The organism is Oceanicola sp. S124 (assembly GCF_000220565.1).
Lineage (GTDB): Bacteria > Pseudomonadota > Alphaproteobacteria > Rhodobacterales > Rhodobacteraceae > Pseudooceanicola.
In genome coordinates, this window is sequence record NZ_AFPM01000335.1 from 39,772 (window position 1) to 56,010 (window position 16,239).

Below are 16,239 nucleotides of genomic sequence, written 5' to 3' on the forward strand. Positions count from 1 at the left end.
CGGATCCGCAACATTCTGCGCGTTCAGTGCGGAAAGAGCAACAGAGAGCTAGGGCTGTCCGGGGCCGAAGGCATCCCGCCAGCGGGCGGTGAACTGGGCCACCTTGGCGCGGTCCATGGCCAGCAGCAGCGGCAGTCCCAGCCCGATGGGCACCTGCCGGCCCGCCTCTTCGGCATCGTCGGGGTCGGCGTCCAGCGGATCCAGCCCGACCAGCCGGTTGCGGGCCATGACCAGCTGCCCCTCGGGACCCAGCAGGTAGTCCAGCAGCGCCCCGGCATCCGCATCCGCCTGACGACCCGGCAGGATCGCCGCGCGGCTCAGCACCAGCGTGTAATCCGACGGCGCGACGATCCCCAGCATGGGATCCTCGGCGGCGCGGGTCTGGGCGTAGGAGCCGAGCACGTTGTAGGCGATCAGGTAGTGCCCGCGCTGCACCCCCTCGATGATCTCGGCGGAACAGCAGGTGGCGACGGCCTCGGTGCGGGCGAAGGCCTCCATCAGGGCGCCGAAGGTGGTCGCCTCCTGGCTGTCCATGAAGGCAAAGAGGAAGCCCAGCCCCGAGGCCTCGATGTCGTAGGTTGCCACGCGGCCCGCGTAGGGCGTGCGTTCCGGGCGCAGCAGGTCCAGCAGGTCGAAGCGCGAGCGCGGCACCTCGGAGGCGGGCACGAGCGCGCGGTTGTAGACGATGACGGCGGGTTCCCGGGTGATGCCCCAGATCTCGTTGCGCCAGGTCAGGGCGTCAGGCACCGCCGCGGTGGCCGCCGAGACCCAGGGCGCGGCGCAGCCGTCGTTGACCAGCTTGACCAGGTGATGCACCGCCGAGCTGATCACCAGCCCGGCGCCGGGCTGACCGGAGGCGCATTCGGCCAGGGTCAGGTCATAGAGGTTGTTCGAGCCCCATTGCTCATAGCGGATCGCCAGCCCCGGGCGGCTGTCGAGAAACTGCGCGATGGCCGGGGCCATGACGTCGATATCGGTGGTGGTGCGCAGGACGATCTCGCGCCCCGCGCCGAAACTGCGCACGGCCTCGGGGGCGGGCTCGGCACGGGCCGCCACGGGGCCGATCCCGCAGAGCGCCGCCGCCAGCAGCAGAGCGCGAGCGCCCCCCTGTCTCGCGGACCGCAGCCCTCCGCCGAGGGCCGCCCCTTGCCGCTCGCACGCCCCTGCCGGGCGCGCGGCGCGCGCGCGTCGCGGGAACCACCTCATTGCGCCACCTCCAGCACCAGGGCCATGCGGAAGGGATGGCCTCCGCTCATTTCCAGCCGGCCGCCGAAGGCCTCGGCCACGGCACCGGCGATCGACAGGCCAAGCCCGCTGCCCTGCGCGGCACCGGCGACGAAACGGTCGCCCAGTTGCGCGCGCACCTCCTCGGCAGGCCCCGGCCCCGCGTCCTCGACCCAGAGCCGCGCCAGCCCGTCCTCTGCACCGACCCCGACGCCGACCACCACCGGCGCCCGGCCATGGCGCAGGGCGTTCGAGAGCAGGTTCTTCGCCGCCTCGGTCAGCGACAGCGCATCGCCGCGCACCATCACCGGGTCTTCTCCGATCACCAGCGCCACCGCTGCGCCACCGGCCAAGAGCTGCGGGTCATCGGCCTCGACCGCCTCAAGCGCGACGTCGCGCAGGTCCAGCAGGGCGCGGCGGGCGGAATCGCCCCGGTGCACCACCATCGCCCGCGACAGCATCTGGTCCAGCAGGTGACCAAGGCTCTTGGTGCGGGCATGGATGCGGCCGACCAGCAGGCGCTGGCGTTCGGGGTCGCTCTCTTGCCCGGCAAGATCGGCCTGGGCGCGCAGGGCGGCGACGGGGTTCCTGAGCTGGTGCGCGGTATCCGAGATCAGCCGCCGCATGGTGCCGAACTGCCGGTCCAGCCGCCCCATGAAGCCGTTGAGACCGACGACCATGGGCAGCACCTCGCGCGGGATGCGCCCGTCGAGCGGCGTCAGGTCCTGCGGATCGCGCGCCTCGAGCCGCGCGGCAAGACGGCCAAGCGGCCCGAGCGCACCGCGCACGATCAGCACCGCCAGCAGCAGCACCGCCAGCCCGCCGATGGCCAGCACCACCAGCGCCTTGCCGGTGATGTCGCGCGCCAGGTCGTTGCGCGCCCGCAGGGTCTGGCCGACCACCACGTCGACCTGCCCCGAGAAGCTGCGCTCGGCAAAGCGGCGCGAGACAAGGATGTAGCGCGCGGGTTCCCCCATGAACTCGGCGTCGTAAAAGCGGGTGTCGCCGCCCTCGGGCGGGGCGGGTAGGCCCTCGTAGCCGGTCAGCAGCTGGTCGCCGGGGCCGCTGATCCGGTAGGCGACCCGGTCCTCCGGGGCCAGGGCCAGCAGCTGGAAGGCCGAGGCCGGCAGGTCGACCACGGGCTGGCCGTCGCGGATCGCCACGGTGCTGGCGATATCGTTGGCGGCGCCGACCAGCAGCCGGTCGAAGGCCTCGCGCGCGGCGGTGCGCCCGTAGGCGAAGGCCGCCAGCGCCAGCACCACGCCACCGACCAGCAGCAGCGCCCCCAGCCCCGCCACCAGCCGCGCCGTCAGCGACAGCGTCGGCCGCAGCCCGGCGTCCCCCGCCGGCGGCCCCCCACTCTTCGGGCCCCCACTCTTCGGGCCCTCAGTCTTCGGAATCGAGGACATAGCCCAGCCCCCTCAGCGTGCGGATCACCGCGCCGGAGCCGGCGATCTTCTTGCGCAGCCGCGCCACGTAAAGCTCGATGGCATTCACCCCGACCACCGTGTCGTCGAAGGAATAGAGCCCCTCCAGCAGCCGGTCCTTGGAATGCACCTGGCCGCGCCCGCGCAGCAGCATCGACAGCAGCGCGAACTCGCGCCGCGTCAGGTCCAGCCGCTGGCCATGGGCCGAGACCATTCCCGCCACCGGATCGTAGCTCAGCCCGCCCAGGCTGATCTCTCCGGCCCGCTCGGCGGCCTCGCGGCGCGCCAGCACATGCAACCGCGCCTCCAGCTCGCGCTGATCGAAGGGTTTCACCAGGTAGTCGTCGGCCCCGAAGGAGAAGGCCGACAGCTTGTCGTCGACAGAGAAATGCGCCGTCAGCATCAGCACCGGCATCTTCTGCCCCGCGGCCCGCATCTCCTTCAGCAGGTCGACGCCGGAGCCGTCGGGCAGCGTGATGTCCAGCACCACCACGTCATAGGCCTGCACCCGCAGGCAGTCGCGCGCCTCGGCCAGGGTCATCGCGTAATCGCAGGCCATTCCGCCGGCGCGCAGGCGCGCCAGGGTGGCATCGGCCAGGTCCTGGGTATCCTCGACCAGCAAGATCCGCATTTACGCCTCCTTAACGGCTGACTCGCCACCGTCCGGCGGGGCCGCAAGGCCCGACCCTGTGACAGCTTGGTGACAGGTTCAACCGCTATATCACGCGATACCGGTCGCAGGGCAGCAAGGCCCGCGACCCATGAGGAGGAAATCGAATGGCTTTCAAACATCTTCGCACGGCGCTGGCCGTTGCGGGCCTGGCCCTGACCGCGTCCGGCGCCTCGGCCCAGTTCGCCCCCGAGCAGCCCGAGTGCATCGCCCCCGCCAACCCCGGCGGCGGCTGGGACTTCACCTGCCGCCAGGTGGGCAAGACCATGCAGGACATCGGCCTGATCTCGAAGACCATGCAGGTCGTCAACCTGGCCGGTGGCGGTGGCGGTGTCGCCTATGCCGAGGTGGTCAACAAGCGCAATGACAGCAGCGACCTGATCGTCGCCGCCTCGACCGCGACCGCCACGCGCCTCGCCCAGGGCGCCTACCCGGGCAACACCATGGACCAGGTCCGCTGGCTGGCCTCGATCGGCGCCGACTACGGCGTGATCGCCGTCGCCGCCGACAGCGATATCGAGACCCTGCCCGAGCTGCTGGACATGATCAAGAATGACCCCCGCTCGGTCTCGGTGGCCGGTGGCTCTGCCGTGGGTGGCTGGGATCACCTGAAGGTGCTGATCGCCGCCAACGCCTATGGCGTCGAGGACGTACGCACCGTCAAGTACATCGCCTTCGACGGCGGCGGCGAGGCCGTGACCCAGCTGCTGGCCGGCTCGGTCCAGGCCTTCACCGGCGACCTTTCCGAAGCCAAGGGCTTTGTCGACAGCGGCGACATCAAGGTCATCGCCGTGCTGGCCCCCGAGCGCCTGGAAGGTGAATTCGCCGCCTTCCCGACCGCCAAGGAACAGGGCGTCGACGCCATCGGTGCCAACTGGCGCGGCTTCTACGCCCCCGCCGGCATGACCGATGAGGCCTATGACGCATGGGTCTCGATGATCGGCGAACTCTACGCCTCGCCCGAGTGGAAAGAGATCATGGCCGCCAACGGCCTGGCCCCGCTGAACCTGCAGGGCGCCGAGTTCGAGACCTTCGTGTCGGACAGCGTGACCCAGATCCAGGACATCTCTCGCGAGATCGGCATCATCAAGTAAACCAGGCTCGCGCGCGCGGAGGGCATCCCCCTGCCGCGCGCGCTTCTTTCCGGGAGGTCAGAATGAGCGACCGTATCTTCGGAGCCTTCGGGCTTCTTCTTGCCCTGTTCTACGCATGGGCCACCCTGCAGATCGAGGAAAGCTTCCTGTCGGACGAGGTCGGCCCCAAGACCTTCCCGCTGGTTATCGCGGTGATCCTCGGCCTGTCGTCCGCCGTCATCGCGCTGCGCCCCGACGAGAACCCCGTCTGGCCGCCGCTGAGCCGCCTGGCCGAAATCGGCGCCGCGGTCGTGGTGATGATCCTCTACGCGGAATTCCTGCCCGAGGTGGGCTTTGTCATCGCCACCGCGCTGGCCGCCGCCTACCTGACCTGGCGCCTCGGCACCCGGCCGCTGCAATCGCTGCTGGTCGGCGTCTGCACCTCGGTCGGCATCTACGTCATCTTCCATCTCGTGCTGGGGCTCTCGCTGGCCCGCGGCCCGCTCGGCTTCTGAGGAGACCCCGATGGACATCATGTCTTCCCTCGGCGACGGCTTCCTGATCGCCCTCACCTGGCAGAACCTCGGCCTTGCGGTGCTGGGCTGCTTCCTCGGCACCATCATGGGCGCCCTGCCCGGCCTCGGGCCGTCCAACGGCGTCGCCATCCTGATCCCGCTGGCCTTCACCCTGGGGCTGGGCGCCACGCCCTCGCTGATCCTGCTGACCTCGGTCTACTACGGGGCGATGTACGGCGGGCGGATCAGCTCGATCCTGCTGGGCATTCCCGGCGATGAGCCCGCCATGATGACCGTGCTCGACGGCCACCCCATGGCCAAGGCGGGCCGCGCCGGCGAGGCGCTGTCGCTCTCGGGCGTTGCCTCCTTCGTCGGCGCCTTCCTGGCCACCTGGGGCCTGATCTTCCTGGCCCCGCAGCTGGTCAAGTTCGCCCTGCTCTTCGGCCCGGCGGAATACTTCGCCCTCTTCGCCCTGGCCTTCGCCACCCTCGGCGGGGTCTCGTCGACCAACCAGGCGAAATCGGCCTTTGCCGCCATGCTGGGCCTCGGCCTGGCCGTCGTCGGCGTCGACACCCAGACCGGCGTGCCGCGCCTGACCTTCGGCGAGGTCCACCTCTATGACGGTCTCGACTTCCTCGTCGCCATCGTCGGCCTCTTCGCCCTCTCCGAGGTCTTCATCTTCCTCGAACACCGCCACGGCGAAGCCGATGCGGACAGCAAGAAGATCGAGGTCGGCCGCCTGACCCCGTCCTGGGCAATGCTGAAGTACTGCACCCCGACCATGCTGCGCACCTCGGTGCTGGGCTTCGTGGCAGGCGTGCTGCCCGGTGCGGGGGCCTCTCTGGGCTCGTTCATCTCGTACTCCATGGAGAAGAAGCTGGTCGACAAGAAGGGCACCTTCGGCACCGGCGATCCGCGCGGCGTCGCGGCGCCCGAGGCCGGCAACAACGCGGCCGCAGGTGGCGCGCTGGTGCCCATGCTCTCGCTCGGGGTGCCGGGGTCGGGCACGACCGCCGTGCTGCTGGCGGTGCTGCTGGCGCTCAACATCACGCCGGGGCCGCTACTGTTCCAGAACAACCCCGACGTGGTCTGGGGCCTGATCGCGGCGCTGTTCATCGCCAACATCATGCTGCTTCTGATGAACATCCCCATGGTGGGCCTGTTCACCCGCGTGCTGATGATCCCGCCGCGGATCCTGATGCCCATCGTGGCCATGGTCAGCTTCGTCGGCATCTACGGCATCTCGGGCAGCTCGTTCGACCTGCTGGTGATGATCGCCTTCGGCGTCGGTGGCTGGGTGCTGCGCAAGCTCGACGTGCCGCTGGTGCCGATCATCCTCGGCACGCTGCTCGGCAACACGATGGAGAACAACCTGCGCCGCGCCGTGACCATCTCGAACGGCGACTACATGACCCTGATCGACAGCCCCCTGTCCATCGGCCTGTGGACCGTCGCCATCGTCGGGTTCATCCTGCCGATCTTCGTCGGCAAGCTGGTCAAGGGCCGGATGCGCGCCCGCCGCGACGCCGAGGGCTCGACCTCGGACTGATCACGCGCGCCTGACGACAAGGTTACAGAACGCCCGGCCCCGCGCCGGGCGTTTTGCTTTGCGCATGGGCGGCCTTGCGCCACTGTGGTTTGGACCTCTGCCGGAGTGATCTACCTATAGGCGAGGAAACGTAACATGAGACACCAGACCGGAGCCATCATGAAACACGCCGACCGCATTGCCGCCATCGCGGCGGTGGCGGCCATAGCCGCCCTGCTGCTCAGTACCCCTGCCCTGTCGCAGGACTTCAACGCCGACCCGCCCAATGCGCCCGACCAGCGCCCCGCCTTCCCCGATCAGACACGCGCCCCGGTGGTGGACCGGGGCGTGACGCTGACCCGCCAGGTCATCGCCAGCGGGCTGGAAAATCCCTGGGGCATGGAGGAACTGCCCTCCGGTGACTGGCTGGTCACCGAGCGCCCCGGCCGCATGCGGCTGGTGTCGCGCGACGGAACCGTCTCGGCCCCGATCCGTGGCCTGCCCGAGGTCGACGCCCGCCGTCAGGGCGGGCTGCTGGATGTCACCGTGGCGCCCGACTTCGACCAGACCCGCCGGGTGTGGTGGAGCTATGCCGAACCCCGCGAGGGCGGCCGAAACGGCACCTCGGTCGCCACCGGAGTGCTCTCGGACGACGCCAGCCAGATGAGTGATGTGGCGGTGATCTTCCGCCAGACCCCGGCCTGGGCCTCGACGCTGCACTATGGCTCGCGGCTGGTCTTCGACCGGGATGGCGCGCTATTCGTCACCACCGGGGAACGCTCGAACCCCGAGCCGCGCCAGCTGGCCCAGGATCCCGCGACGCACCTCGGCAAGGTGCTGCGCATCGCACCCCTTGGCGGCCCGGCGCAGGGCAATCCCCGCCCCGAGGGCGCCGTGCCCGAGCTCTGGTCTCTGGGTCACCGCAATATCCAGGGCGCGGCCCTGGCGCCCGATGGCCGCCTCTGGACGGTCGAGCACGGACCGCGCGGCGGGGATGAGCTGAACCGCCCCGAAGCGGGCCTGAACTACGGCTGGCCGGTGATAACCTACGGCCAGGACTACTCGGGCCGTCCCATCGGCGAGGGCCGCACCGAGGCGCCGGGGATGGAGCAGCCGGTCTACTACTGGGATCCGGTGATCGCCCCCTCGGGCATGGCCTTCTACGACGGCGCGATGTTCCCCGGCTGGCGCGGCTCGGTGCTGATCGGCGGGCTGGCCGGCCAGGCGCTGGTGCGGCTGACGCTGGAAGACGGGCGCGTCACCGGCGAGGCGCGCTACCTGCAGGGACAGGGACGCATCCGTGACGTCGCCGTGGCCAGCGACGGCGCTGTCATGGTGCTGACCGACAGCGGCAACGGGGCGCTGGTGCGCGTGACACCCTGACACCCTGCCTGCCCCCGACAGGGCCAGCGGGCGGGCGGGAAGGCTTCCGCAGAACGGCCCATCTGGCTAGGGTCCCCGGCAACCCCACCGGAGATCGCCATGCTGACCCATCCCCGCCCCGCAGTCCTGTCCGTCGCCCTGCGCGGCAACGAGGTGCTGCTGGTCCGTCGCGCCAATCCCCCCGATGCCGGGCTCTGGGGCTTTCCCGGCGGCAAGCTGGACCTCGGAGAGACCCTCGCAGAGGCCGCCCTGCGCGAGTTGAAGGAAGAGACCGGCCTGACGGCGCTCTCTGCCGGGCCGGTGCTGGGCGCGCAGGACGTGATCGTTCCCGGCGAAGCGCTGACCGGCTCGCCGGATGAGTCGCAGGGCTCGTCCCCGCCTCCTCCGCTTTTCCACTACGTGCTGATCGCCCTGCGTTGCGAGTTGCCGGAAAATGCCCCGCCGCCTCAGGCCGCCGACGACGCGCTTGAGGCCCGCTGGGTTGCCGTGGACGAGATCGCCGCCCTCAGCTGCAGCGAGGGTGTCGAGACCCTGGCCCGTCAGGCTCTTGGCCGCGCGACCGACTGATCCCGGCAAGCCCCTGTCCTGCTGCAATTTATGCACCTCTCTGGGGGGCCTGCGCGGGTTCCCGAGCGAAATGCTTGCTGTCGGGGGGCCAAATCCGACCGAAAAACTGGGCTTTCAACACCCGAGAGAATCACTCAACTATTTGTTTTTATTTATTTTTTTATTGCACCCCCGAAACCAGCGGCCTATACAGGGTGCAAGACAGCAAGCAAGCGACCCGCCAGCCAGCTATCCGTGAAACGCCAGCTCGACAGGATCAGCCCATGTCCACGCATTGCAGCTCTTGCGCCTTCTACGAGGACCACAAAGCCAACTCCGCCAGCCAGCTCTCTGACGCCGGCCTGTGCCGCGCCAACCCGCCCGTGACCCAGAAGGACGCCGACAGCCGCGGCTTCTGGCCGGTGGTGCAGTCCAGCGACTGGTGCGGCAAGTTCGCCAACGCCTTCCCGGCGGAATAAACCTTCCGGACGGGTCCCAGCCCGCCCCCAAGCCAGCCGCGGACATCCCATCGCGACCCGGTCGCGTTCCGCAGGCCAGCAAGGACGCAAGCCCGGCCCCCATCCGAAAGACCTGCCTGCCACCTTCGGGATGGCAGGACAAGGCAGCCCTCCGGGGCTGCCTTTTGCCGTTCCTGCGGCAGGGAACGCACTGCTCCGGCCAAGGGCCAGCCCGGAAGGCATGACGAAAAGGTGAACGCGGGACAGGTGGCCCCGGGCTCGAAGTTGACGCTACGCGGCATCAGATGCGCGCACTTCGTAGCGGCGCCGAGCAGTTTCGCGAGACAGCCACGCGAAGGCTCGGCCCACAAGCCCTTCCATGGTCCCATTTGCGTCCCGCCTCAGCCAGCTACGCTGTGATCTGTTGTTGTAAGAGTGTCCCCAGTTACAGAAATGGCGATTGCGAACGCGATACCAGGGCCCCCGCAAGCGACCCGTATCGGGCTGGCCGGGGAGGATGACCGGCTGGTGCCGGTGGCCGAAGCCCTCGAACGGGAGGCGCAGCGGTGCGACCTGCCCTTGCGGATCCGGCGCTTCGAGCTGGAGGGCCCCTATCGGCCCGGCGATGTCGCCCGGCTGATCGCCGCCGCCCGCAAGGCCCGCTTCGACACCCTGCACGTCACCGCACCCCTGCTTGGCGAACTGACAGAGATGATCAACGACAGCGCGCCCGAGGCGACCAGCGGCGGTCTGTTCGACACGATTTTCCTGGACAGCCAGTACCCTCTGCGTGGCTGCGACGCCGGCACCTGGTCCCTTGCTGCGGCCCTGCCGGAATTCCTGCGCGCCCGGTCCGCGGATCACGTCCTGATCCTGGGCGCCGGCTCCGAGGCACATTCGGCTGCCCTGGCGCTGGCGGCCCGGGGGATCACCAGGCTGACCTTTCACGACCCGGACATGAGCCGCGCCGCCACGCTGGCCAATCTGATGCAGGCGGGGACGGGACTTCGCTGTGCGCTGCTGGCCTCGACCGACGGGATCTTCCACGAGTTCTCGCGCCCAGGCATGACCCGCGGCTGGATCGACGGCATCGTCCATGCCCCAGCGCCTGACCGCAGGATCCCCGTGATCGCGGGGCTGGCGCCGCCGCTCTGGCTGATCGACCTGGCGAGCCCGGGCGCCGAGACCCGACTGTCTTCCGAGGCCCGCCGCGCGGGATGTGCGGTGCTGGACGGCCGCCGGATCGCCGGGCGGCGCGGCGCGCGGGTGTTGCACTGCAGCCTGGGCAACGGGAAGCCCGGCTGCGCGCTTCCCTGGTCGGCGCAACAGCTGCCGACACCTCGACAGATCGCCACCCGCTGATCGTCGCGCCTTGGGTCTGAGCCCGGCCTCAGCCGCGCAGGAGGCCCGACCGCAGCAGCAGCCATTCCGTGTAGCCGCCCTTTCTGGGCGCAATGAGGCAATGCAGGACGAAGCGCAGCGGCGAAAGTTCGGTCATGGTATCCCCCGATCCATGGTCTGACTGGTCGCAGACCTATCCTGGCGCGATGACAGGGATGTGACGCGCCCACCCACGGGTCGGCGCTCTTTCCGGCGGCAGCGCCGGTCTCGGCCCACGGAGGGCCTCGCCCGCCGCACCCGGACCTTCGGCCGGGCGATGCACCCGGACCTTCGGCCGGGCGATGCACCCGCTCTGGCGGCCCCCCCAACCGCGACCGCCTTACCCCGCCCTGGTTCGGCACGGGCCTACTGGATTTCCGTCCGGGCAACAGCTAGGCAGGCGCCATGGCGCGCACCCTTCTCTTCAACAAACCCTTCGGCACCCTGCCCCAGTTCACCGACCGCGGGACAGAGGGCAGTCCCCGGGCGACCCTCTCGGACCACGTTCAGGTGAAGGGCGTCTACCCCGCCGGCCGACTGGACCGCGACAGCGAGGGGCTGATGGTGCTGACCTCGGACGGGCGACTGCAGGCACGGATCGCGGACCCCAAGCACAAGCTGGCCAAGCTCTACTGGGTCCAGGTCGAGGGGCTTCCGGACGATGCCGCACTCGCGGCGCTGCGCAATGGGGTGACCTTGAAGGATGGCCCGACCCGACCCGCCGAAGCCCGGCGGATCGACGCCCCGGAGGGGCTCTGGCAGCGTGACCCGCCGATCCGGGTCCGCAAATCGGTTCCTGACAGCTGGATCGCTCTCGAGCTGCGCGAGGGGCGCAATCGCCAGGTTCGTCGGATGTGCGCCCATGTGGGGCACCCCTGCCTGCGCCTGATCCGGGCCGCCATCGGGCCATGGCACCTTGACGGTCTGCAACCCGGCGAATGGCGCGACGCCCCCGACCGGCCCCTGCGCGGTTGATCCCGATAGCCTGCGTTGCCGCAGCTCGGCCGGGCCGGTGCAGGACAATGCCTGCAGCCAAAGTCAGGCAAGGCCCCTGAGCCGGTCCGCGCCGGGCGCTTGTTGATGCGATTCAACAGATGTGACTTTCCGCACGTGGCTTTTCTTCGCCAGCCGCAGGCCACTGCCCCTGCCGGATCCCGAGGGCGGGATGGAGATCACAAGCGTCAAAGCCTCGCAGGGAGACTCAAAAATACAATAATTACAAATTATTACGCCACGCAATTAACTCAGCGCAGCGAACATCATGCCGTACCCCATCCGGCCATGCCAGGGCCGGGGTCCGGCGACTACCACCTTCGACTTGAGACCGACCGGCACGTCCGGGGGACTATTGCCACGAGGTCTCACTCCGCTGAGGTCGCCTCGGCAACAGCTCCAGGTCGGGCCCCCGACCCGGCTCTCGCAGCTCGTCGCCAGGCCAACTGGGAACGTCCGGGTGACCAGTCATCATCGGAACAAGGACCCAAGAGCGCAGCCTGAGCGAGCAAAAAGAACCCACGGCCAGGTCAAAGGGGCATGCGGAAGGACGGCCCCGAACACTTGACTATTTCAGACAGGAGACCCCCAGAAAACCTGTGGATAAGTCTTCATGCCTTCACTTTGCCAACATCATGCATCTTAAGCCTCCTGGTGATGAGCTACCCGTCGCAGGCGCAGCGCATTGCCCACGACCAGCACCGAAGAGGCCGCCATGGCGGCAGATGCCAGCATCGGCGAGAGCATCGGCCCCCCCCAGATCGCCAGCACTCCGGCCGCGACGGGGATCAGGGCGACATTGTAGGCGAAGGCCCAGAAGAGGTTCTGCCGGATGTTGGCCATGGTGCGCCGCGACAGCGTCAAAGCTGTCGGAACGCCCTGCAGCGCGCCACCGATCAGCACCACGTCGGCGGCCTCCATGGCCACATCCGTGCCCGAGCCCATGGCCACGCCCACATCCGCCGCCGCAAGCGCCGGCGCATCATTGATGCCGTCGCCGACGAAGATCACCGGCCCCTCGCCACGCAGTGCGGTCACGGCCTCGGCCTTGTCCGTCGGGCGCACCTCGGCGCGCACCAGGTCGATGCCCAGCTGTCCCGCCACATGGGCTGCGGCGGCCTGGCTGTCGCCGGTGATCATCGCCGGTCGCAGCCCCTCGGCCTTCAACGCGGCGATGACGCCGGGCGCCTCGTCGCGGATCACATCCGAGACCGCAAGGACCGCCAGCGCCGCCCCGTCGGCCTCGGCAAAGAGCACCGTGGCGCCGGTCGCCTCCCATGCCTCGGCCTGGCGAGCCAGCGCTTCGGGCAGCTCTGCGGTGACGAAACCGCGGTTGCCGATGCGTAAGGCAATACCTTCACTTCGACCCGCAAGCCCCTCTCCAACAACAGCTTTCACCCCCTCCATCTCGGGCAGATCCAGGCCGCGTTCGGCGGCAGCCGCAACAACGGCACGGCCCAGAGGATGCTCGGACCGGCTTTCCAGCGCCGCCAGCCGGGCCAGGGTACGGTCCTCTTCGACAAGGGCCAGGAACCCGGTCAGCCGCGGTTTGCCGAGGGTCAGCGTTCCGGTCTTGTCGAAGGCCACCACCTGCCCCTCGCGCAGGCGCTGCAGCGCATCGCCGCGCCGGAACAGCACCCCCAGCTCGGAGGCGCGCCCGGTGCCGACCATGATCGACACCGGCACCGCCAGCCCCATGGCGCAGGGGCAGGCCACCACCAGCACCGAGACCGCCGCCACCACCGCCGCGCCAAGCCCTCCGCCAAGCGCCAGCCAGAGCGCGAAGGTCAGCGCCGCGATGGCGATCACCGCCGGCACGAAGACCTGCGCCACCCGATCCACCAGGTTCTGCACCGGCAACTTGGCGCCCTGCGCCTCGTCCACCGCGGCCATGATCCGCGACAGCATGGTGTCGGCGCCGGTCGCCGTGGCGCGCATCACCAGCGCCGAAGCACCGTTCACCGTGCCGCCGATCACCGCATCACCAGGGCGACGGGTCGCGGGAATGGGCTCTCCGGTGACCATGCTCTCGTCGATGTCCGAAACGCCTTCGGTCACCACCCCGTCCACCGGCAGGCGGTCACCGGGGCGCAGCGCGATCAGGTCGCCCGGTTGCAGGGCCGAGACCGGCACCGCGCTGGTGCTGCCGTCCGGGGCCACCAGAAGCGCCTCGCGCACCTGCAGCCCGGCCAGCCTCCGGATCGCCGCCGAGGCCCGCCCGCGGGCGCGTGCCTCCATCCAGCGCCCCGCGAGGATCAGCGTGACGATCACCGCCGCCGCCTCGAAATAGACATGGGCCGCGCCCTCGGGCAGGACGGCGGGGGCGAAGGTGGCGACGGTGGAATAGATCCAGGCCGCCGAGGTGCCGAGCACCACGAGGGCGTTCATGTCGGGCGCCAGGTGGCGCAGGGTGGGCAGGCCGAGGCGGAAGAACCGCGCCCCGGGCCAGGCCAGCACCAGCGTGGTCAGCACGCACTGCAGGACGTTCGAGGTGGTCATGCCGATCGTCCCGGCGATCCAGTGATGGAAGCCCGGCACGAGGTGAGCGCCCATGGCCAGGATCACCACCGGCAGCGAGAGCGCGGCCGAGATCAGGGTGTCGCGGCGCAGCCCGGCGGTCTCGGCGGCCTGGCGCGCCTCGGCCTGTTCGGCGGCGCTGGTGCCGGTCAGCGCCTCGCTGGCGCCGTAGCCCGCCGCCTCTACCGCCGCGATCAGCGCCGCGACGGTCACCGCGCCGGTCAGCACTCGGGCCCGCGCCGTGCCGTTCGCCAGGTTGAAGCTGGCCGAGGTCACGCCCGGCACCGCCGCCAGCGCCGCCTCGATCCGCGCCGCGCAAGAGCCGCAGGTGGCCCCCTCGACATGCAGGACCAGGGTGGTTTCGGATGCGGGATAGCCCGCCTCGGCCAGGCGTGTCGCGGCGGCGGCAGGGGTCAGGCTGCCGTCGTGGTCGATCTCGGCCTTGCGCGTCGCCAGGTTGACCCGCGCCGCGACGGTGCCGGGCAGCCCGGCAAGGGCGCCTTCGGCCCGGCGGACACAGCCGCCACAGGTCATGCCGGTGACTTCCAGCGTCAGCGTTTCGGAAGCATCGAGGGGGGCGGGGCGCTCAGCCCCTGCGACTGTCTGGTCCATCTTGCACCGCCTTTCAGGATGCCAGATGGTCCTTCCCCGACGGAAAGGTCAAGGGGCGCGCCCGGCGGCCAGGCCGGTGCCCCCCTGCCTTGCAGGGCCTGCAAGGCGCTTTCGGGGAGGGCCTGCGACAGGATGCCCCCCCTTTCGCGGTGCCTGCGACCTCAGCCGACCCGCGCGCCCTCGACGAAGACGGAGCGCACCACCGGGACATTGCCGCGCTTGGCAAAGCGGATCAGGTCGGCGCGTTGACCGACCTCAAGCGCGCCGCGATCGGCAAGGCCCGAGGCCCGTGCCGGCGCCAGCGTCACCGTGGCGAGGCCGCGCGCCATGTCGCCCCAATGCTCGCCCAGCATCACCGCCGCCTGCAGCAGCGCCGCCGGCACGTAGTCCGAGCTGAGGATGTCCAGCAGGCCGAGGTCTGCCAGTTCCAGCGCCGAAACATTGCCCGAGTGCGATCCGCCCCGGATCAGGTTGGGCGCGCCCATGATCACCCTGATGCCATGGTCGTGGCAGGCCCGCGCCGCCTCGACGGTGGTCGGGAACTCGGCCAGGCGGATGCCATGCCCGGCCGAGGTCTCGACCTGGGCACGGGTGGTGTCGTCATGGCTGGCAAGCACCGCACCATAGCGCGCCGCCGCCTCGACCGAGGCCGCCTCGTGGCGTGCGCCCAGCCGGTCGTGAAGGTCGTAGAGGAACTGGCAGTACTCGCCGAAACCTTCCTTGGACAGGCCATGCTTGCCGCAGACATAGTCCTCGAACTTGCTGATATCGCTGAACTGTCGCTGCCCCGGCGTGTGATCCATCAGGGACACGATGCCGACATTGTCGTCGGGTCCGAACTCGGACAGCTCCTCGATCAGGGTTTCGGAGCAGGTCTCGGCGCGCAGGTGCAGCTTGTGGCTGATCTTCAGCGCCCCGGCCCGGCGCATCACGGCGATCTCGTCGGCCATGGGCCGGGCGTAGCGGCGATAATCGCCCTTCGAGCCCTCGACGATCGAGCCGACGCGGATCGCGTCGAAGACCGTGGTGATGCCGCAGCCGCAGAGTTCGGCGTCATGGGCGACGATGGCGGCATGATGCGGCCAGTGCGCCTTCGGGCGCGGGGTGATGTGGCGTTCGAGGTTGTCGGTGTGCAGCTCGACCAGCCCGGGCGAGAGGTAGTCACCCTCGCAGTCCACCGCGCCGCGCGGCACGGCGCCACTGCCCAGCTCGGCGATCTGCCCGTCGCGGATCACCACATGGCCCTCGCGCGTCTCGTCCGGCAGCACCAGCCGGGCATTGGCCAGCACGATTTCACCCTGTTGGGCCGCAGCCCCCGTTCCGTCCTTCATTCCACCTGTCCCATCGCTTCCGCCGTCGGGCCGTCCCGCAGCGCATCCAGAATGCCGAGCACCCCCCCGGACGGTGTCCGAGAGAGCGCCCGAATTGTCGACCTCATGCGGCGTGATGCCCGCAGGCAGGGCAAAGCCCGCCCGCGCCAGCCGCCGCTCGATCTCGGCCGCGCTTTCGCGGCCCCGCTCGGCCAGTCGCGCCGCCAGCACCGGGGCCGGCGCGCTCAGCAGCACGCAGGCAAAGCCCGGCACCCGGGCCTGCGCCTGCGGCAGCACCGCGCGCGACAGGTTGACCAGCTTGTCCTGCCCCGCCGCCAGCTCTGCCAGAACGCCACGGGGAACGCCGTAGCGCAAGCCATGCGCCCGCCAGGACAGCAGGAAGTCGCCCGCCGCCTCGCGCGCGGCGAAATCGGCCTCGGAGGTGCCCTCGAAGTCCTCGCCGCCGGCCTCGCTGGGCCGGGTGATGACCCGCCGCACCAGCGAGACGCCGGGACGCGCCGCCGCGACGGCCTCCATCACGGTGTCCTTGCCGACCCCCGAGGGGCCGACCACGCCTAGCAGAAGGCCCGGTGCCTGCGCCAT

General features: G+C 70.0%; 13 protein-coding genes and 1 pseudogene. 8 read left to right on the top strand and 6 right to left on the bottom strand.

Annotation, left to right across the window (positions count from 1 at the left end):
• Positions 1-48 precede the first annotated feature (48 nt).
• The 3 genes from OS124_RS0123060 to OS124_RS0123070 form a co-directional block, all read right to left on the bottom strand.
• A complete protein-coding gene (locus tag OS124_RS0123060; protein ID WP_010142418.1) occupies positions 49-1,056 on the bottom strand; it encodes an ABC transporter substrate-binding protein in 1,008 nt (335 codons plus the stop codon).
• Positions 1,057-1,202: 146 nt separating this feature from the next.
• Positions 1,203-2,633, bottom strand: coding sequence for a sensor histidine kinase (locus OS124_RS0123065; RefSeq protein ID WP_010142419.1), 1,431 nt, complete (start codon positions 2,631-2,633; stop codon positions 1,203-1,205).
• Positions 2,611-3,282: a response regulator transcription factor gene (locus tag OS124_RS0123070; RefSeq protein WP_010142420.1), complete on the bottom strand. Its 672-nt coding sequence runs from the start codon at positions 3,280-3,282 to the stop codon at positions 2,611-2,613. Before OS124_RS0123070 ends, OS124_RS0123065 begins: the two co-directional genes overlap by 23 nt.
• 146 nt (positions 3,283-3,428) lie before the next feature.
• On the opposite strand from OS124_RS0123070, the gene OS124_RS0123075 reads away from it, so the two are divergent.
• From OS124_RS0123075 to OS124_RS0123115, 8 genes are all read left to right on the top strand, one after another.
• Positions 3,429-4,415 (top strand): Bug family tripartite tricarboxylate transporter substrate binding protein, encoded by a 987-nt coding sequence (locus tag OS124_RS0123075; protein WP_010142421.1) that lies wholly within the window; start codon positions 3,429-3,431, stop codon positions 4,413-4,415.
• A 62-nt stretch (positions 4,416-4,477) separates the two neighbouring features.
• Complete coding sequence (locus OS124_RS0123080; protein WP_010142422.1) at positions 4,478-4,909, top strand: tripartite tricarboxylate transporter TctB family protein; 432 nt, start codon at positions 4,478-4,480, stop codon at positions 4,907-4,909.
• Positions 4,910-4,919: 10 nt separating this feature from the next.
• On the top strand, positions 4,920-6,458 hold the full coding sequence (locus OS124_RS0123085; RefSeq protein WP_010142423.1) for a tripartite tricarboxylate transporter permease: 1,539 nt from the start codon (positions 4,920-4,922) through the stop codon (positions 6,456-6,458).
• Between the two features lie 135 nt (positions 6,459-6,593).
• Entirely contained in the window at positions 6,594-7,820 is a 1,227-nt protein-coding gene (locus OS124_RS0123090; protein ID WP_010142424.1) for a PQQ-dependent sugar dehydrogenase, read from the top strand.
• Positions 7,821-7,919: 99 nt separating this feature from the next.
• Complete coding sequence (locus OS124_RS0123095; RefSeq protein ID WP_010142426.1) at positions 7,920-8,387, top strand: NUDIX hydrolase; 468 nt, start codon at positions 7,920-7,922, stop codon at positions 8,385-8,387.
• A 263-nt stretch (positions 8,388-8,650) separates the two neighbouring features.
• The gene (locus tag OS124_RS0123100) at positions 8,651-8,845 is read left to right on the top strand and encodes a hypothetical protein (protein ID WP_010142428.1); all 195 of its coding nucleotides are present in this window, start codon (positions 8,651-8,653) and stop codon (positions 8,843-8,845) included.
• Positions 8,846-9,277: 432 nt separating this feature from the next.
• The gene (locus OS124_RS0123105; protein WP_010142429.1) at positions 9,278-10,186 is read left to right on the top strand and encodes a hypothetical protein; all 909 of its coding nucleotides are present in this window, start codon (positions 9,278-9,280) and stop codon (positions 10,184-10,186) included.
• 423 nt (positions 10,187-10,609) lie between these two features.
• Positions 10,610-11,179: a pseudouridine synthase gene (locus tag OS124_RS0123115; RefSeq protein ID WP_010142430.1), complete on the top strand. Its 570-nt coding sequence runs from the start codon at positions 10,610-10,612 to the stop codon at positions 11,177-11,179.
• A gap of 660 nt (positions 11,180-11,839) precedes the next feature.
• Here OS124_RS0123115 and OS124_RS0123120 read toward each other — a convergent pair.
• The 3 genes and pseudogenes from OS124_RS0123120 to phnN form a co-directional block, all read right to left on the bottom strand.
• A complete protein-coding gene (locus OS124_RS0123120) occupies positions 11,840-14,326 on the bottom strand; it encodes a heavy metal translocating P-type ATPase (RefSeq protein ID WP_010142431.1) in 2,487 nt (828 codons plus the stop codon).
• A 161-nt stretch (positions 14,327-14,487) separates the two neighbouring features.
• Positions 14,488-15,657: an alpha-D-ribose 1-methylphosphonate 5-triphosphate diphosphatase gene (locus OS124_RS0123125; RefSeq protein ID WP_050900955.1), complete on the bottom strand. Its 1,170-nt coding sequence runs from the start codon at positions 15,655-15,657 to the stop codon at positions 14,488-14,490.
• A 129-nt stretch (positions 15,658-15,786) separates the two neighbouring features.
• A pseudogene (gene phnN, locus OS124_RS27825) lies at positions 15,787-16,239 on the bottom strand (phosphonate metabolism protein/1,5-bisphosphokinase (PRPP-forming) PhnN); the annotation flags it as partial.